The organism is Edwardsiella piscicida (assembly GCF_021733145.1).
Taxonomy (GTDB): Bacteria; Pseudomonadota; Gammaproteobacteria; order Enterobacterales; family Enterobacteriaceae; genus Edwardsiella; species Edwardsiella piscicida.
Window position 1 is genome coordinate 493,932 of sequence record NZ_CP090968.1, and the last position, 16,961, is coordinate 510,892.

Genomic DNA, 16,961 nt, shown 5'->3' on the forward strand with positions numbered 1-16,961 from the left:
ATTACAGCACGTGTTCGGTGCGGGCGATGATATCGTCCTGGGTATCCGGCGACAGCGCGGTAAAGAATGCCGAATAGCCGGCGACGCGCACCACCAGATCGCGGTAGCGTTCAGGGTGCGCCTTGGCATCGAGCAGGGTATCGCGTGAGACGATGTTGTACTGGATATGCCACCCCTTATGGACCTCAAAGAAGGTGCGCAGCAGCAGCATCAGCTTTTGGCGATCGCGCTCATTCTCCAGCGTGGCAGGGTTGAGCTTCTGGTTCAGCAGTACTCCGCCCAGAATGGCCCGGGTCGGCAGCTTGCCGACCGATCCCATCACCGCCGTCGGTCCGATGCGGTCGGTGCCGGAGGCGGGGCTGGCGCCCTCCGCCAGCGGCGTATGGGCCTTGCGGCCGTCCGGCGTGGCCAGCGTGGCGGCGCCGAAGGGGACGTTGGCCGAGATCGATGAGGTGCCGGCGTAGTAGCCGCCGCCGACCGGCCCGCGACCGTGACGTGGGTTGCGGTAGTGGGAGAGCTCATCAATATAGCTGTCATAGGCCCGCACCAGCAGTGCGTCCACGCTGTCATCGTCGTTGCCGTACTTGGGCGCGCCGTTGAGCAGGCGCTGGCGCAGCAGTTCATACTGCGGGCCGTTAAAGTCCTGCGCCAGCGCGTCGGCCAGATCCTGCTGGCTGATGCTGCCCTGTTCAAAGACAAGCTTTTTCACCGCGGCCAGACTGTTGCCCAGGTTGGCGATACCGACCTGCAGACCGGAAACCCAGTCATATTTGGCGCCACCCTGTTTGATGCTCTTGGCACGCTCAATGCAGTCATCCACCAGCGCCGAGCAGAGAATGTCGTGGGCGTTCTCCTCCAGCGCCGTATCAACCACGTATTCGATCTCGATAGATTTGCGCGTGTAGTAGCGGATCTGGCGCTCCCAGGCGGCCATGACCTGTTCGAAGTCCGCGAAGTTCCCCAGCGACAGCGCCTGCGGCTGCGGTAGGAAAACGTCGCCGCTGGTGGCATCGCGTCCCCCCTCCAGCGCCGCCAGCATGACGCGAGCAACGTTGATAAAGCTCATCCCGGTGCAGCGGTAGCCCCATTTGCCCGCCACGGCGGTCTCAATGCAGCCGATAGCGGCGTACTGATAGGCGTCCTGTGGCGCGACGCCAAGGTCGATAAAGGCGGGAATGACGATCTCATCGTTATTGAACGCCGGCATACCAAAGCCGCAGCGGATCACCTGAGTGCAGGCCTCGAGGAAGTCGTCGCTGATCCCGGCATGGTAGCGTACGCTCAGATTGGGCTGGGTGGAGCGCAGGCGTCCGCAGGACTCTAGAATGGCGTAGGAGAGCGGATTAACCGCATCCTGCGGCGTGCCGTCCACCAGATTCTGGCCGCCGATGGTGACGTTCTGGTAGAGCGGGCTGCCCGCTGAGGCCTTGGAGTGGGTGCCGGAGCGGATCTTGTTGACTTCCAGCAGCTTCAGCCAGCAGCTTTGCAGTAGCTCAATGGCCTGCTCGCGGCTGAGGCGCTGCTCCAGCTCGACATCGCGGCGATACCAGGGGTAGAGATACTGATCCATGCGGCCAAAGGAGACGGAGTGGCCGTTCGATTCGATCTGCAGCAGCAGCTGAATAAAGTAGCACAGCTGCAGCGCCTGCCAGAAAGTCTGCGGTGGGCGGTGGGCGATGTGTTCACAGCCGTCGGCGATGGTGAGCAGTTCGCTGCGCCGTTCGGCCCGGGGCTCATCGACGACCATGCGTCGGGCCAGGGCGGCGAAACGCAGACAGTGCTGGCTAACCGCCTCAAGCGTGATATCGACAGCCTTGAGGAACTGTTCGCCGTGCAGATCGTCCAGCTGTGTCAGATCGATGCGGCGCCGGCGCGCGGCAACCCGCTCGCGTAGCCCATCCAGCCCGAGATCCAGCAGCAGCGGATAGTTGACCGCCAGGTGGGCGTCGCCGGAGGTCATGTTGCCCTCCGCCTTGATGATGCCGCTGGCCAGCAGCGCCTTCTGTTCATCGGTAAACATACCGTAGCAACGATCCTGTACGGTTTGCCCGCGCCACCATGGGCAGACGCGGTGCAGAACCGCTTTATCCTCTTCCGTGACGCTGAAGCCGGCGCCGGGGCGATCGGCCAGATCGTCGATCTCCTTCTCGATCCAGCTGACCGTATACTCGGGGAAGATCGGCGCCGCGCGTACTCGGCTGGCCTGATTACCTACGATCAGCTCATCATGGTTAATCCAAATGGTGCGACGGGCCAGGTGCTCCGCCAGCGCCAGCGCGCGGCGTACCGGCACCGGCTTGTCCAGATGACGCTGGTAGGCCTCGGTGTAGTGAACCGCCCGCTCGGTGCAGATCGGCGGCGTGACGATATGGATCAGCGCCTCTTTATGCGCCCGGATACGTTCACTCAGGGTGTTCAGCTGCAGTATGGTCATCGTATTATCCTCCCAGAATCACGCTCAGACCGCGCTGGCACGCATAGTCGCGCGCCGCATCGAGCAAAGCGGGATCGTTTAGTGGCTGCGCCGGCGCCAGATAAGGCTGACCGAGCAGACGGTATTTATTGCGCCCCAGGGTGTGGTAGGGCAGAAAATGGATCTCGCGGACGGTGAGCGCGACGGCGGCAAAGTCGACTATCCGGCGGATATCATCGAGGTTGGCATTAAAGCCAGGGATCAGCGGTACGCGCAGGATCAGCGTCGCCCCTGCGGCGGCCAGGCGCGTCAGATTATCCATAACTCGCCGCGCGCTGCCGCCGGTCCACTCGCGAAAGCGCGCCTCGTCTACGTGCTTGAGATCCGCCAGGAACAGATCGGTATAGGGCAGCGCCGGGGCGATATAGCGCCAGGGCACATGCAGACAGGTCTCAACGGCGGTGTGGATCCCCGACTGATGACAGCGCCGGAGCAGCGTTTCGGCCAGCGTCGGCTGCATAAAGGGCTCGCCGCCGGAGAGCGTGATGCCGCCGCCGCTGCGTTGATAGAAAGGGCGATCGCGTTCAGCCTGGCGTAGGATCTCCTCGACGGCGAGCGCCTCACCGCAGACCGTGAGCGCCTGGCTGGGGCAGCAGTCGCGCAGACGCTCAAGGGTATCGGCATCGGCCCGTTGGCGTAGCAGAGTAAGGCCCTGGCCAGTGCGTATCGCGACCGCGGGTGCGGCCTGCTGACACAGTGAGCACCCCGTCAGACAGCTGCGCTCGTCATACAGCAGCTGGGGCGTCCGGGTCAGACTCTCCGGGTTCTGACACCAGCGGCATGCCAGGGAGCAGCCTTTGAGGAAGATCACCGTGCGGATCCCCGGGCCATCGTGAGTGGAGTAACGCTGGATGTTGAAGATCATCGTCAAGGCTCCATTTTCTTCTTATGAAGATTAAATAACTTTCGAACGAAAGTTGATTTGATTTTGATCAATAATTGGAGCGCTTTTCGCCGCTATACTGAACAAAAATTAGCCCTGCGTCACCGTTGATTAAGGACATAAGCATGGAACTCTATCTCGACACAGCCGACTGCGCGGCCGTTCAGCGCCTGGCCCGTATCCTGCCGCTGGCGGGCGTCACCACCAACCCCAGCATTCTTGCCCGCAGTGGCTTGTCGCCCGCGCAGGCGCTACCGCGCCTGTACGATGCGCTGGGGGGCCACGGCCGTCTGTTTGCCCAGGTGATGGCGAACGATGCGCAGGGCATGGTGAGCGAGGCGCGTGCGCTGCGCGCCATCGTGGACAATCTGGTGGTGAAGGTGCCGGTGACGTCGGAAGGGTTAGCGGCAATTAAATTGTTGAAACAGGAAGGGATACCTACGCTTGGCACCGCGGTATACGGCGCCGGACAAGGACTGCTGGCGGCGCTGGCCGGCGCCGACTATATCGCGCCCTACGTTAACCGCCTGGATGCGCAGGGGGGTGATGGGATTAAGACCGTAGAGGCGCTGCAGCGCCTGCTGACCCTGCATGCGCCGCAGGCCTCGGTGCTGGCCGCCAGCTTTAAGAATGCCCGTCAGGCGCTGGACTGCCTATTGGCGGGCTGCGGCGCGATTACGCTACCGATAGAGGTCGCCGAGCAGTTTATCAGCGCCCCTGCCGTCACGGCCGCGGTTGCCCAGTTTGAGCAGGATTGGCAGGATGCCTTTGGCCGTCGTACGCTGTAATCATCCCTTTCCGCGCGTATTCTCACTCGGCGGCGCCGCGCCGCCGGCGTCTCGTTCTTTCGAATCGTTATTTTCCTTTCCCGCCGCGTAGATAATAGGGGCTATGCCGTTATACGCATCGCTTGCGCGCGTGGTGGGAGGCGGGGGCGAAAAGGGGACTGCGCGGTTTACCAACAAAAAAGTCACCCCGTTGATGATGGCTTAATTGATTGAATCTAAAGCTAAAATTTGGTGGCCCCTGTTGGGTTTGAACCAACGACCAAGCGATTATGAGTCGCCTGCTCTAACCACTGAGCTAAGGGGCCGAATGGCGAGGATTATAGAGTAAATCAAGGGGGAAGATCCAGTGCTCGCGCAGCGGACGCCGCTTTTTTGAACATGGCTAGCCCGTTGTTATTACGGTAAGATTTCAGGTACGACGAGAATGCAAAGGCGACGTGATGAGCGTGGACATTTTGGCACCCGGGCTACGGGTGGTGTTTTGCGGTATCAACCCAGGATTGAGCTCGGCCCATACGGGCTACCATTTTGCCAATCCGCGTAATCGTTTCTGGTCGGTGATCCACCTGGCGGGCTTTACCGATCGCCAGCTGGCGCCTCAGGAGGAGCGTCATCTATTGGATACCGGCTGTGGGATCACCGCGCTGGTACAGCGCCCGACGGTGACGGCCGCTGAGCTAACGGCGGCGGAGCTGCGCGCCGGGGGCGATGCGCTGCAGGCGAAGATCGCGCGCTATCAGCCGCGGGCGCTGGCGGTGTTGGGTAAGCAGGCCTTTACCCAGGCGTTTGGGATTCGCCGCCCCGCCTGGGGACGCCAGGCGCTGCGTATCGGCGATACGATGCTGTGGGTGCTGCCAAACCCCAGTGGCCTGAACCGGGCGACGCTGGCCGCGCTGGTAGAGAGCTACCGGGCGCTCTATCTGGCGCTGACGCCGCAGGAGCGCGGGGCATAGCCTGCGGCTTGGCGATACCTTGACGGACGCGCCGCGGCGCTGAAAAAGAAAAACCCCGGCCAGTAGGCCGGGGTGGGTATGCGTAGCGAGGTCGAGACGGCTTTAGTCGTCCAGGAAGCTGCGCAGGACTTCAGAGCGGCTCGGGTGGCGCAGCTTACGCAGCGCCTTGGCTTCGATCTGGCGGATACGCTCGCGGGTAACGTCGAACTGCTTGCCGACCTCTTCCAGGGTGTGGTCGGTATTCATATCGATACCAAAGCGCATGCGCAGGACTTTCGCCTCGCGGGCGGTCAGCCCGGCCAGCACGTCGCGGGTAGCGGAGCGCAGGCTTTCCGAGGTCGCGGAGTCCAGCGGCAGCTCCAGAGTGGTATCTTCGATAAAGTCACCCAGATGCGAATCTTCATCGTCACCGATCGGCGTTTCCATGGAGATCGGCTCTTTGGCAATCTTCAGCACCTTGCGGATCTTGTCTTCCGGCATCATCATGCGCTCGGCCAGCTCCTCCGGCGTCGGCTCACGCCCCATCTCCTGCAGCATCTGACGTGAAATACGGTTGAGCTTATTGATAGTCTCAATCATATGCACCGGGATACGGATGGTGCGTGCCTGATCGGCGATAGAGCGGGTGATCGCCTGACGGATCCACCAGGTCGCGTAGGTGGAGAACTTGTAGCCGCGACGGTACTCAAACTTATCGACCGCCTTCATCAGACCGATGTTGCCCTCCTGGATCAGATCCAGGAACTGCAGGCCGCGGTTGGTGTACTTCTTGGCGATGGAGATAACCAGACGCAGGTTAGCCTCAACCATCTCTTTCTTCGCGCGACGCGCTTTGGCCTCGCCGATGGACATACGACGGTTGATGTCTTTGACCTGCTCGATGGTCAGACCGGTCTCTTCTTCAATCTGGTGCAGCTTCTGCAGGCTGCGCTCCACGTCTTCACGCATATCCTTGAGCTTTTCGCCCCAGGGTTTGCCCATGGCCAGCGCGGCGTCAAACCAGGTGATGCTGGTTTCGTTGCCGGTAAACAGGGTGATGAAGTTTTTCTTCGGCATCTTGCTCTGCTCAACGCACAGCTTCATGATCAGGCGCTCCTGACCACGTACGCGATCCATCATTTCGCGCATGTTGCTGACCAGATAGTCAAACTGCTTCGGCACCAGGCGGAACTGCTTGAAGATTTCAGACAGATTCTGGATCTCTTCCTGCGCCTTACCGCTGCTGCGCCCTTCGGCCTTGATAGCCAGACGGGTTTTTTCGTACTGTTCGCGCAGCTCAACGAACTTCTGACGCGCCAGCTCCGGATCGATGCTGTTGTCATCGTCGCTGTCGTCGTCTTCGTCTTCGTCCTCATCCTCGTCGTCGTCCAGCTCCTCTTCCGGCAGCTCGGAGCCCACGTGGGTTGCGGTCGGGGCCATATCCTCTTCGGCGTTAGGATCGACAAAACCGGTGATCAGGTCGGACAGACGCGCTTCGCTGGCTTCGACGCGGTCATACTGCTCCAGCAGGTAGGTGATGGCCTCAGGGTATTCGGCAACGGAGCACTGAACCTGGTTGATACCGTCCTCGATACGCTTGGCGATATCGATTTCCCCTTCGCGGGTCAGCAGCTCAACGGTGCCCATTTCACGCATGTACATGCGTACCGGGTCGGTGGTACGGCCAATTTCGGATTCGACGCTGGACAGAACCTGTACCGCCGCCTCTGCGGCGTCTTCGTCGGCAATGTTCTCCGCCAGCATCAGGTCATCGGCATCCGGTGCTTCTTCCATCACCTGGATGCCCATGTCATTAATCATTTGGATGATGTCTTCGATCTGATCGGAGTCGACGATATCTTCCGGCAGATGGTCATTGACCTCAGCATAGGTCAGGTAGCCTTGCTCCTTGCCCTTGGTAACAAGAAGTTTGAGCTGTGACTGCGGGTTTTGCTCCATAAGACGGTATCCACACTTCAGAGTTTGAATTGGTGTTGGTCGGATTATCTATGACCGCCAACGATGCTTAAGGCCCGGATTATCAGGGCCGTACGCGGGTTACTTTCATTCGTCGCCGCTCCCCGGTATTGCGGCATGCAGGGGCTACATCCTGCGTGGTATCGGCAATCAAGCCGCTAAATTTATTATTAAGTTTAGTCACCGCCCTATTAATACCGACGGTGTTTATTATGCGTTAGTTCTTTTTGGCCAGCGCCTCATTCAGTGAGCGCACCTCTTCGCGCTCCGCAGGCGTCAGCCCGTCGGTTCTGGCTCGGGCGATGAGCTGCTCCAGGCGCTGCTCCAGCACGGCGTCGTACAGACTGCCGAGGGTATCCACGAAGGTTTCGAGCACCATGGGCTCAATAATCATGTGGTTCCACGTTGCCAGCGTTTCAAGCTGCGACGCATATTTATTATCGCGATACAGCTCCAGCAATTGCCCGGTAGTCAGTCCCGGCTGCGCCAGACAGGTTTCTACCAGCTCGATAAACAGCGGTAGGCCCGGTAACGGGTGCTGGCGTAATCCGTCCAGCGTCGGTACTTCGGCGGCTAACGCCGGGTTTTGTACCAACAATGCTATAAGTATACGCATAGTCGTTGGTTTTAACCGCGGCGGCTGATAATTCTTTACCGCTTCGCTGCGCCGAGGCAGCAGTTTTTCCAGCTGGCTATCGTCGAGTATTCCCAGCTTCTGTCCCAGCGACTGGCGCAGATACAGACGCAGCGTCTCGCCGGGCACCTGGCCGATGAGCGGCAGCGCCAGCGCACTCAGCTTGGCTCGGCCATCCGGGGTACTCAAATCGACCTGCGGCAGCAGGCTGTCGAACAGAAAGGCGGACAGGGGATGCGCATCGTTCATTCGCCGTTCGAAGGCCTCGGCCCCCTCTTGGCGGATCAGCGTATCCGGGTCTTCCCCCTCGGGTAAAAACATAAACTTCAGCTGACGGCCGTCGCTCAGGTAGGGCAGTGCGGTCTCCAGCGCGCGCCAGGCGGCCTCGCGCCCGGCGTTATCGCCATCGTAACAGCACACAACGCTGTCGGTATGGCGGAACAACAGTTGGATATGCTCAGCGGTCGTGGAGGTTCCCAGCGAGGCCACCGCATAATTGACGCCATACTGCGCCAGCGCGATGACGTCCATGTAGCCTTCGACGACCAGCAGACGCTCCGGCTGCGCAGCGTGCTGCAGCGCCTCATACAGGCCAAACAGCTGGCGGCCTTTATGAAAAATTTCTGTCTCGGGCGAGTTCAGGTATTTAGGCGTGCCGTTGCCCAGAACCCGCCCGCCAAAGGCGATCACCCGCCCGCGTTTGTCACGGATAGGGATCATGATGCGGTCTCGGAAACGATCGTAGCTACGGCCGTTCTCGTTATTCACCAGCATCCCGGCGTCGTTGAGCGCCGTGCGACCGCCCGCGTCGCGGCCAAAGCGTTTGAGGGCGTTGTCCCAGCCCTGCGGCGCGTAGCCGATGGCAAAGCGATCCATAATGGCCTGGCTCATGCCGCGCCCGGTCAGGTATTGCTGCGCCTGCGTCGCGCCCGGCTGGCGCAGGGACTGCTGATAGTAGCCGCACAGACTATCCATCAGCTGATACAGATTCTGGCGCTGATGCCGCTCCATCTGGCTCGGCCCGCTGCCGGACTCATAGGGCACTTCCAGCCCCGCCATGGTCGCCAGCTCTTCTATGCTTTCGACAAACTCAAGCCGGTCATAGTTCATCAAAAAATCAATGGCGTTGCCGTGGGCACCGCAGCCGAAGCAGTGGTAAAACTGTTTGTCCGCGTTAACGGTAAACGAGGGCGTTTTTTCCGAGTGGAATGGACAGCAGGCGTGGTAGTTCTTCCCCTGCTTCTTAAGTTTCACACGCGCATCGACCAGCTCGACAATATCGGTGCGAGCCAACAGATCGTTGATAAATACGCGTGGGATTCGTCCAGCCATAAGCCCTTTACAGTGGTTGTCCGCCGTCGACCCTGAGCGGGCGACAGGCAAACAGTTTTACAGCCTCTAAACGAGAACAAGCCGCGCATTCCTTTCGGAAGGCACGGCCTTCGTATGTCATTGCCCGTGCGATACAAACAACGACATGGTCTGTGACCTGGATTCGGCGGGGAAAACCCCGGTCAAATTAGTACAGACGAGTGCGGCGTGCGTTTTCGCGAGCCAGTTTCTTGGCGTGACGTTTAACAGCAGACGCTTTAGCGCGCTTACGTTCGGTGGTCGGTTTTTCATAGAATTCACGACGACGAACTTCGGCCAGGATGCCTGCTTTCTCGCAGGAACGTTTGAAGCGACGCAGAGCTACGTCGAACGGCTCGTTTTCACGTACTTTAATTACCGGCATGTGCCTCTCACCTCGATAAAAATCGGTATTTTCGCTGGCCATGCGCCAGCTGTTCAAAAATGGTGCGGAATTTTAATCCGAACAGCACCCGCTTGTAAAGCGCTGTCTCATCCTTCAACGGCGATGAGCCGCAGTAAGAAAGCGAAGTAGTATAGCAGAATTGTGCTATTATGCGCCACTTTGAGTTGTACTGAACGTGTTGTTGGAGCCGCCATGCGTATTCTGGGGATCGAAACCTCCTGTGATGAAACCGGTATCGCCATTTACGACGATGAAAAAGGGATCCTGGCCAATCAGCTGTATAGCCAGATTAAGCTGCACGCTGACTATGGCGGTGTGGTTCCCGAGTTGGCGTCGCGTGACCATGTGCGCAAGACCGTACCGCTGATTCAGGCGGCGCTGCGTGAGGCGGATCTGACCCCGGCGGATTTGGACGGCGTGGCCTATACCGCCGGTCCGGGGCTGGTTGGGGCGCTGCTGGTCGGGGCGACCGTCGGGCGGTCGCTGGCGTTTGCCTGGGGCGTGCCGGCGGTCCCGGTTCACCACATGGAAGGGCATCTGCTGGCGCCGATGCTGGAGGAGAATCCTCCGGCGTTTCCGTTTGTCGCGCTGCTGGTCTCCGGCGGCCATACTCAGCTTATCAGCGTCACCGGCATCGGCGAATATCGCCTGCTGGGCGAGTCGATTGACGACGCCGCGGGGGAGGCCTTTGACAAGACGGCCAAGCTGCTGGGGCTGGATTATCCCGGTGGGCCGGTTCTCTCCAAGATGGCGCAGCAGGGCGTGGCGGGACGCTTCGTGTTCCCGCGTCCGATGACCGATCGCCCAGGGCTGGACCTCAGCTTTTCCGGCCTGAAGACCTTTGCCGCCAATACGATTCACGCCAACGGTGATGATGCGCAAACCCGCGCCGATATTGCGCGCGCCTTTGAAGATGCGGTGGTGGATACGCTGGCGATCAAGTGCCGTCGTGCGCTGGATCAGACCGGGTTTACGCGTCTGGTGATGGCCGGCGGCGTGAGCGCAAACCGTGCGCTGCGCGCGCGTTTGGCGCAGATGATGCAGCAGCGCGGCGGCGCGGTGTTCTACGCCCGTCCGGAGTTCTGCACCGATAACGGCGCGATGATCGCCTATGCCGGCATGGTGCGTCTGAAGAGCGGCGTCGATGCCGACCTGTCTATCAGCGTACGCCCGCGCTGGCCGCTGGCGGAGCTGCCGCCGGTGGCGGCCGACCGTTAACGCTTCGCGACGTACGCCTATTTAGCGCGGCGTCGGCGGTTCGTCATCGCGGGGAGGCGTGGCCTGTCTCTCGCTATCCTGGGCGCCTTTGGCGCCCTTTTTCTTCCAGATTTTCCCCTCTTTTCCACGCCACAGACGCTGGATGTTGTCGTGGTGACGCACCAGGATCAGGCAGGAGAGCATCGCCACCGGGAAGGTAAACTGCGGCTTAAACCACCAGACGTAGAAGGGGGCGATCAGCGCGCTGACGATGGCGCCAAGGGAGGAGTACCCGCTCAGCAGCACGGTCAGCAGCCAGGTGCCGACCATCAGCCCGGTCAGATCCCAGCCGATGGGGGCGATGGCGCCAAAGGCGGTGGCGACGCCTTTACCGCCGCGGAAGCGAAAGAATACCGGGTAAATATGGCCCAGGCAGGCCGCGATGGCCGTCAGACCGAGATAAAAGGGGGACACCTCGAGCTTATAGGCCAGCCAGACCGGGATCATTCCCTTAAGCACATCGAAGATCAGCACGGCGGCGGCGGCTAAGCGGCCGCCGATGCGCAGCACGTTGGTTGCTCCGGGATTACCAGAACCATTTTCCCTTGGGTCGGGGAGTCCGGCCGCTTTGCAAACCAGAATGGCGCTGGAGATGGAGCCGCACAGGTAGGCGAAAATGATCATGCCTAACGCAGTCGCACTCATGGATTCATCTCCGTCTTGAGTAAAAGAGAAATCAGGGTGTTGAGCCGCCGTACGCCCGCTGACCGGTCACCCATGCCGCAGCATGGATTAGTGCGCGACAGCGTCGGATATCTGTGGATAATACGCACATTCTACAAGAAGTGGTATCCGAAGCAGGCTAAAAAACGGGAATCGCGTGATGGACATCGTATTTATCGAAGGGTTGACCGTCGTCACCACGATCGGGGTATTTGAGTGGGAGCAGACGATCCGTCAGAGGCTGGTGTTTGATGTCGAGCTGGGCTGGGACAACCGCCGCGCCGCGCAGAGCGACGATGTGGCGCACTGCCTGAGCTATGCTGAGGTGAGCGAGGCTATCCTACAGCACGTAGAGCCGAATCGCTTTGCCCTGGTCGAGCGGGTGGCCGAAGAGGTTGCTGCCCTATTGATGGCGCGCTTTAACACCCCCTGGGTTCGCCTGCGGGTGAGCAAGCCGGGCGCGGTCGCCCAGGCACACAGCGTTGGGGTGGTGATTGAGCGCGGTTGCCGCACGGCAGACGTTTAACGTTTTACGGCCCACAGGCCGTCTGTACTAAGAAGAGAATGAGAGTATATGGATCTGCATACGCTGCTTAATGCGTTTATTCTGGGCGTTGTCGAGGGATTGACGGAGTTTTTACCGGTTTCTTCCACCGGCCATATGATTATTGTTGGCCACTGGCTGGGCTTTGAAGGGGATAAGGCGAAAACGTTTGAGGTGATTATCCAGCTGGGCTCGATCCTGGCGGTGGTGGTGATGTTCTGGCGCCGTCTGTTTGGACTTATCGGCATCCACTTTGGTCGCCCGGTGGCGCGCGAAGGGTGCGGTCAGGGGCAGCTGAAGCTGGGCCATATTGTGCTGGCGATGATCCCGGCGGTAGTGCTGGGGCTGCTGTTCCATGATTTTATCAAGAGCCTGTTTACCCCGCTGACGGTGGCCTACGCCCTGGTGGTGGGCGGTTTGCTGCTGCTGGCCGCTGAGTGGCTCAAGCCGACGCAGGCACGGGCGGTCGGGCTGGATGATATCACCTACCGTCAGGCTTTTATGATCGGTTGCTTTCAGTGCCTGGCGCTGTGGCCGGGCTTCTCCCGCTCAGGGGCGACGATCTCCGGCGGTATGCTGATGGGCGTGAGCCGCTACGCCGCGTCAGAGTTCTCCTTTCTTTTAGCGGTGCCGATGATGATGGGCGCCAGCGCGCTGGAGCTGTACAAAAGCCTGCCCTATCTGTCGCTGGGCGATCTGCCGATGTTCAGCGTGGGCTTTGTTACCGCGTTTGTCGTGGCGCTGATCGCGATCAAGACCTTCCTGAACGTGATCAAGCGGATCTCCTTTGTGCCTTTCGCCATTTATCGCTTTATTGTGGCGGCGGCGGTCTACCTGGTCTTCTGCTGATCGGGCGGGCGGATGCCCGCTGCCGTTTTCTCCGCTATTCCGCGTTTAAGGCCGCCTCTTGGGCGGCTTTCCATCGTTTGAGCACCTGTAGACGCCGCGTCTGCAGCTCTTCGCGGATCGCAGCCCCCTGAAAACCGTCGGCGATAACCTCGCGTACGGCAACCTGTGCGACCTGGTGGTAGGCGGCGCGCAGATAGTCAGCCTGTGGGTAGGGTTGCTCCTCCAGACCGGTGCGCCCGCGGGCGTCGGCCTCGCTGCACAGGATCATGTGCTGCAGGCGCTGGGGACGGCGCCAGACGTCAATGGTGTCGAGCAGCTTGAGCAGCGTCGCGGGGCGAAGGCGCTCCACCGTGTGGATCAGATCGTGATATTCGGCGACCAGCAGCGCCAGATCGCGCACCGGGTTTGGCGTGCGTAGGCGCTGGCACATCTCCCGCACCAGGCGTACACCTGCCGGCCCATGGCCGTGATGGTGGGGCCAAAAATTGGGGTTAGTCAGCCCCTTGCCCACATCGTGGGTCAGCGCGGCAAAGCGCACGGCGACGTCGTCGCTCAGATGGCTGGCCATGGCCAGGGTAAGCAGGGTATGGATGCCGGTGTCGATCTCCGGGTGCCACTGGGCGGGGGCCGGCACCCCGAACAGCCGATCGATCTCGGGGAACAGCACCGCCAATGCGCCGCAGTCGCGCAGCACCTGGAAATAAACCTGCGGCGCGGGGCCGGACAACGCTTTCTCCGTCTCTAGCCAGACCCGCTCCGGCGTCAGGTGGGCCAGCTCGCCGCGCTGGCTCATTCGCTGCATCAGCGCCAGCGTCGGCGCGGCGACCTGAAAACCCAGCGGAGCGAAGCGGGCGGCAAAGCGGGCGACGCGCAGCACGCGCAGCGGGTCTTCGACAAAGGCCTCCGAGACGTGGCGCAGCTGACGCTGCCGCAGATCCTGCAGGCCGCCGTAGGGATCGATCAGCTGACCTTCATCGTCTTCCGCCATCGCATTGATGGTCAGATCGCGCCGCAGCAGATCCTGCTCCAGGGTAACGTCTGGGGCGAAATAGGTGCTAAAGCCGGTGTAGCCCTGGCCCGCCTTGCGTTCGGTACGCGCCAGGGCGTACTCCTCTTTGCTGCGCGGATGCAGAAATACCGGGAAATCCTTGCCGACTTGCTGGTAGCCCTGTGCCAACAGCGCCTGCGGCGTCGCGCCGACGACGACCCAGTCACGATCCTGGGTAGGAAGCTGTAGATACTTGTCGCGCACGGCGCCACCGACCAGATATGTCTTCACGTGCCAACCTCGGTAGAGAGCCGATTAAATGTTAACCTCATGTTACTGCAAGCGTTCATGGACGGCAATCGGCCGCCCCAGAGAAAAGAAAAAACGCCGCGGGCGGCGGCGTTGTGGGGGATCAGTTCATCCAGCGCGCTTTTTGGCGCCGGGGCAGCAGGCGCGGGAGCAGCAGGCCCAGCAGCAGGCCAGCGCCGGCGACGCCGCCGCCGTACAGGAACCACTGCAGGATAATGGCCCGCTTTTTGTCATCCAGCTGCGAGTTGAGGGCGCCGAGGCTTTTTTGCGCGCTGCTCAGCTGTTGACGCAGCTGCTGATTCTCCGCCTGCAGGCGGGCGATCGCATCGTCGCTGCCGGCGACTTTGCTCTGCATCTCTGCGGTTTTCTGCTGCCATTCGCCGTCGATATGGCTGAGCTTGGCCGTCAGGGCTGAGAGCTGCGCCTCCAGCGCCGGTACGCGCGTGCGCAGGCTGGGCTGGTTACTGAGCTGATCGAGGGGAAGCCAGACGCTGCGCCCTTTGGCGTCGCGGATCTGGGCAAACTGGCTCTGTTGATTAATGCCCAGCAGCGTGACCGGATCGCCTGCGTTGATCGTGCCGACGATGCGGTATTGGTTACCCGGCCCGCTGTGTACATAGGTACTGAGCGCATCGGAAATAAAGCGCTGTTCTTCGGCGTGGCTCTGAAAGGCCAGACAGAGGCTGAGCAGGGGCAGGAGTAACCGGCGGAATAGGTGCATGGCGATAATCGGTTCGTTGGTTGAGGGAATTGGGCTGATAGTAAGGGGAAGTATACAGTGAGGCAATGAAAAATCTTAAAATGAGAACTGTCCGAGCTATTTATCGCGTAGCTCCGGCGTCTGGCGCGGTAGCGGTTATAAAAAAAACGGCCGCAGAGGGAGACTCTGCGACCGGTTTATTGCTACTTATTGGCGCCATAGGCAGATAATTAGCCGAAGACCGCCTGCAGCAGATAAAATAGGGCAATGGAGAGCGCGGCTCCCGCGGGCAGGGTCACAATCCATGACGCGACAATGTTACGTACCACGTTAAGGTTCAGGGCCGCAATGCCGCGGGCAAAGCCGACGCCTAGCACGGCGCCGACTAGCGTCTGGGTGGTGGAGATCGGCAGGCCGGTGCCGGAGGCGATCACCACCGTTGAGGCGGTGGCGAACTGAGCGGCAAAGCCACGGCTCGGGGTCAGATCGGTAATACCGGTTCCCACGGTTTCCATGACGCGACGGCCCATCAGCGCCAGACCCACGACGATACCGATACCGCCCAGCGGCAGGATCCACCAGACGATGGGGGAGGTGCCGGCCAGTACGCTCGGATCGCGTACGATGGCGACGATGGCAGATAGCGGACCAATGGCATTGGCGACGTCGTTAGAGCCGTGGGCAAAGGCCATGGCACAGGCGGTGATGACCATCAGCAGGCTGAATACCCGCTCAACGCCGCGGAAGTGATCCTGCTCGTCTGCGTCATCGGTAAAGGATTTGCGCGACAGATACAGATAGCCGCCGAGCATGACCAGCAGGGACACCAGCAGTGAAACCAGCCAGGTCTCGCCGTCCGTCAGGTGCAGGCCGACGTGCTTTAACCCTTTCTTGATGGTGACCAGTGAGATAACCAGCGCGGTCAGGAACATATACACCGGGCCAAAGCGGCGGGCGTTAGCGAACGGGTTCTCGGTGTTAAAGATCAGCCGCTGGGCGCTGAGGAAGATGCCATAGGCCACCACCCCGGAGATCAGCGGTGTGATGATCCAGCTGCCGACGATACCCTTCACGCCGCCCCATTCGACCGCTTCAGGGCCGACCGAGACGCAGGCAAAGCCGATGATGGCACCGATGATAGAGTGGGTGGTGGAGACCGGCCAGCCCATCAGCGAGGCGACGATCAGCCAGATGCCGGCGGCCAGCAGCGAGGCCATCATCCCGAAGACCAGCGTCTGGGGATGACCGGCGAAGGCACTGGTATCGATGATGCCGCTGCGGATAGTTTGGGTGACTTCACCGCCGGCCAGGTAGGCGCCGGCGAACTCGAAGATCATGGCGATGACGATCGCCTGACGGATGGTAACGGCGCGGGCGCCTACGGAGGTTCCCATCGCGTTGGCGACGTCGTTGGCGCCGATGCCGATAGCCATCAGCAGGCCAAAGAAGGCCGCCACTATGATCAGTAATGAGCCGTGATTGGCAATGATTTCCATCTATTGTGTCCGGGTGTGGTGATTAACTACGGGCCAGCATCAGTTCCAGTCGGGAACCCACGCGCAGCGCTTTATCGGCAAGGCCGCCGACCCACTCAATGATTTGATAGAGAAACATAATGTCGACGGGGTTGAGCTGATGTTCAAGGGAGAGCAGGGTCTGGCGTAACAGGATCTGCTGATGGTCGGTATCATCCTCAATATGATCCAGCTCCATCACCATCTGCTCGACCAGATCGGCTTCGCGGCCGCGAAAGCCGGTCTCCAGCAGCTCGTCCATTTCGTGAATAACCTTGCTGGAGAGCGCGGTCGCATCCAGGCAGCGCTGCAGGTAGCTCACAAAGTCAGCCTGCATGACGGCGGGGATTTGCAACCGGCGGCCGATGACCCGACCGGCGATGTCTTTGGCGCGGTTGGCCAGACGATCCTGTTGGGTAACCAGCTCCAGCATATCGCCGCGATCGACCGGCAGAAAAAGACCACGTGGTAATTTCAGTCGGATTTCGCGCTTCAGCGTGTCGGCCTGTTTTTCCAGATTGGAGATCTGTTCACGGATCTCCTGTGCCTGATCCCACTGCTGCTGCGCGGTGGCGGCAAAGAAGGGAACCAGCAGGCTACAGCATTCGTGCACGCGGCTAGCGTGCTCTTGAAGCGGTTTGAGCGGAGACTTGGCAAACAAGCCTAAAATAGTATTTACTGGCATCACTCATGC

Annotated in this window: 15 protein-coding genes and 1 tRNA gene; 5 read left to right on the plus strand and 11 right to left on the minus strand. The window is 60.6% G+C overall.

The annotated features are described in order from the left end of the window. Position 1: 1 nt before the first annotated feature. The gene (locus tag L1P05_RS02230) at positions 2 to 2,434 is read right to left on the minus strand and encodes a formate C-acetyltransferase/glycerol dehydratase family glycyl radical enzyme (protein ID WP_012847323.1); all 2,433 of its coding nucleotides are present in this window, start codon (positions 2,432 to 2,434) and stop codon (positions 2 to 4) included. A gap of 4 nt (positions 2,435 to 2,438) precedes the next feature. Further along, a complete protein-coding gene (locus tag L1P05_RS02235; protein ID WP_012847324.1) occupies positions 2,439 to 3,338 on the minus strand; it encodes a glycyl-radical enzyme activating protein in 900 nt (299 codons plus the stop codon). Positions 3,339 to 3,481: 143 nt separating this feature from the next. Here L1P05_RS02235 and fsa point away from each other — a divergent pair, with 143 nt between their 5' ends. Continuing rightward, positions 3,482 to 4,144, plus strand: coding sequence for a fructose-6-phosphate aldolase (gene fsa / locus L1P05_RS02240; RefSeq protein WP_012847325.1), 663 nt, complete (start codon positions 3,482 to 3,484; stop codon positions 4,142 to 4,144). Positions 4,145 to 4,373: 229 nt separating this feature from the next. On the opposite strand, the gene L1P05_RS02245 is transcribed toward fsa, so the two are convergent. After that, positions 4,374 to 4,449 (minus strand) — tRNA-Ile (locus tag L1P05_RS02245). 135 nt (positions 4,450 to 4,584) lie between these two features. Here L1P05_RS02245 and mug point away from each other — a divergent pair. Then, positions 4,585 to 5,097: a G/U mismatch-specific DNA glycosylase gene (gene mug / locus L1P05_RS02250; protein ID WP_012847326.1), complete on the plus strand. Its 513-nt coding sequence runs from the start codon at positions 4,585 to 4,587 to the stop codon at positions 5,095 to 5,097. 102 nt (positions 5,098 to 5,199) lie between these two features. On the opposite strand, the gene rpoD is transcribed toward mug, so the two are convergent. The 3 genes from rpoD to rpsU form a co-directional block, all read right to left on the minus strand. Then, positions 5,200 to 7,035 (minus strand): RNA polymerase sigma factor RpoD, encoded by a 1,836-nt coding sequence (gene rpoD, locus L1P05_RS02255; protein WP_012847327.1) that lies wholly within the window; start codon positions 7,033 to 7,035, stop codon positions 5,200 to 5,202. Positions 7,036 to 7,270: 235 nt separating this feature from the next. Continuing rightward, a complete protein-coding gene (dnaG, locus tag L1P05_RS02260; protein WP_012847328.1) occupies positions 7,271 to 9,019 on the minus strand; it encodes a DNA primase in 1,749 nt (582 codons plus the stop codon). A 187-nt stretch (positions 9,020 to 9,206) separates the two neighbouring features. Further along, positions 9,207 to 9,422, minus strand: a complete 216-nt coding sequence (gene rpsU / locus L1P05_RS02265) for a 30S ribosomal protein S21 (protein WP_005295814.1) — start codon at positions 9,420 to 9,422, stop codon at positions 9,207 to 9,209. Between the two features lie 213 nt (positions 9,423 to 9,635). Between rpsU and tsaD the strand changes: the two genes are divergently transcribed. Further along, positions 9,636 to 10,661 (plus strand): tRNA (adenosine(37)-N6)-threonylcarbamoyltransferase complex transferase subunit TsaD, encoded by a 1,026-nt coding sequence (tsaD, locus tag L1P05_RS02270; protein ID WP_012847329.1) that lies wholly within the window; start codon positions 9,636 to 9,638, stop codon positions 10,659 to 10,661. Between the two features lie 21 nt (positions 10,662 to 10,682). On the opposite strand, the gene plsY is transcribed toward tsaD, so the two are convergent. Next, positions 10,683 to 11,345: a glycerol-3-phosphate 1-O-acyltransferase PlsY gene (gene plsY, locus L1P05_RS02275; protein ID WP_012847330.1), complete on the minus strand. Its 663-nt coding sequence runs from the start codon at positions 11,343 to 11,345 to the stop codon at positions 10,683 to 10,685. A gap of 178 nt (positions 11,346 to 11,523) precedes the next feature. Between plsY and folB the strand changes: the two genes are divergently transcribed. Both folB and bacA read left to right on the plus strand, forming a co-directional pair. Next, positions 11,524 to 11,889, plus strand: coding sequence for a bifunctional dihydroneopterin aldolase/7,8-dihydroneopterin epimerase (folB, locus tag L1P05_RS02280; RefSeq protein ID WP_012847331.1), 366 nt, complete (start codon positions 11,524 to 11,526; stop codon positions 11,887 to 11,889). A gap of 48 nt (positions 11,890 to 11,937) precedes the next feature. Continuing rightward, the gene (gene bacA, locus L1P05_RS02285) at positions 11,938 to 12,756 is read left to right on the plus strand and encodes an undecaprenyl-diphosphate phosphatase (RefSeq protein WP_012847332.1); all 819 of its coding nucleotides are present in this window, start codon (positions 11,938 to 11,940) and stop codon (positions 12,754 to 12,756) included. A gap of 34 nt (positions 12,757 to 12,790) precedes the next feature. Here bacA and L1P05_RS02290 read toward each other — a convergent pair whose 3' ends face one another. The 4 genes from L1P05_RS02290 to L1P05_RS02305 form a co-directional block, all read right to left on the minus strand. Further along, entirely contained in the window at positions 12,791 to 14,035 is a 1,245-nt protein-coding gene (locus L1P05_RS02290; protein WP_012847333.1) for a multifunctional CCA addition/repair protein, read from the minus strand. A 121-nt stretch (positions 14,036 to 14,156) separates the two neighbouring features. Further along, complete coding sequence (locus tag L1P05_RS02295; protein ID WP_012847334.1) at positions 14,157 to 14,774, minus strand: TIGR04211 family SH3 domain-containing protein; 618 nt, start codon at positions 14,772 to 14,774, stop codon at positions 14,157 to 14,159. A gap of 209 nt (positions 14,775 to 14,983) precedes the next feature. Then, the gene (locus L1P05_RS02300; RefSeq protein ID WP_012847335.1) at positions 14,984 to 16,249 is read right to left on the minus strand and encodes an inorganic phosphate transporter; all 1,266 of its coding nucleotides are present in this window, start codon (positions 16,247 to 16,249) and stop codon (positions 14,984 to 14,986) included. Positions 16,250 to 16,271: 22 nt separating this feature from the next. Continuing rightward, positions 16,272 to 16,952, minus strand: a complete 681-nt coding sequence (locus tag L1P05_RS02305; protein ID WP_012847336.1) for a TIGR00153 family protein — start codon at positions 16,950 to 16,952, stop codon at positions 16,272 to 16,274. Between the last annotated feature and the right edge of the window lie 9 nt (positions 16,953 to 16,961).

Excerpts from the sequence above, each read along its gene's own strand:
- L1P05_RS02230 (WP_012847323.1), bottom strand. The coding sequence starts at position 2,434 with ATGACCATACTGCAGCTGAACACCCTGAGTGAACGTATCCGGGCGCAT.
- mug (WP_012847326.1), top strand. The coding sequence starts at position 4,585 with ATGAGCGTGGACATTTTGGCACCCGGGCTACGGGTGGTGTTTTGCGGT.
- L1P05_RS02300 (WP_012847335.1), bottom strand. The coding sequence starts at position 16,249 with ATGGAAATCATTGCCAATCACGGCTCATTACTGATCATAGTGGCGGCC.
- fsa (WP_012847325.1), top strand. The coding sequence starts at position 3,482 with ATGGAACTCTATCTCGACACAGCCGACTGCGCGGCCGTTCAGCGCCTG.
- L1P05_RS02305 (WP_012847336.1), bottom strand. The coding sequence starts at position 16,952 with ATGCCAGTAAATACTATTTTAGGCTTGTTTGCCAAGTCTCCGCTCAAA.
- rpsU (WP_005295814.1), bottom strand. The coding sequence starts at position 9,422 with ATGCCGGTAATTAAAGTACGTGAAAACGAGCCGTTCGACGTAGCTCTG.
- bacA (WP_012847332.1), top strand. The coding sequence starts at position 11,938 with ATGGATCTGCATACGCTGCTTAATGCGTTTATTCTGGGCGTTGTCGAG.
- folB (WP_012847331.1), top strand. The coding sequence starts at position 11,524 with ATGGACATCGTATTTATCGAAGGGTTGACCGTCGTCACCACGATCGGG.
- plsY (WP_012847330.1), bottom strand. The coding sequence starts at position 11,345 with ATGAGTGCGACTGCGTTAGGCATGATCATTTTCGCCTACCTGTGCGGC.
- L1P05_RS02235 (WP_012847324.1), bottom strand. The coding sequence starts at position 3,338 with ATGATCTTCAACATCCAGCGTTACTCCACTCACGATGGCCCGGGGATC.
- rpoD (WP_012847327.1), bottom strand. The coding sequence starts at position 7,035 with ATGGAGCAAAACCCGCAGTCACAGCTCAAACTTCTTGTTACCAAGGGC.
- dnaG (WP_012847328.1), bottom strand. The coding sequence starts at position 9,019 with ATGGCTGGACGAATCCCACGCGTATTTATCAACGATCTGTTGGCTCGC.
- tsaD (WP_012847329.1), top strand. The coding sequence starts at position 9,636 with ATGCGTATTCTGGGGATCGAAACCTCCTGTGATGAAACCGGTATCGCC.
- L1P05_RS02295 (WP_012847334.1), bottom strand. The coding sequence starts at position 14,774 with ATGCACCTATTCCGCCGGTTACTCCTGCCCCTGCTCAGCCTCTGTCTG.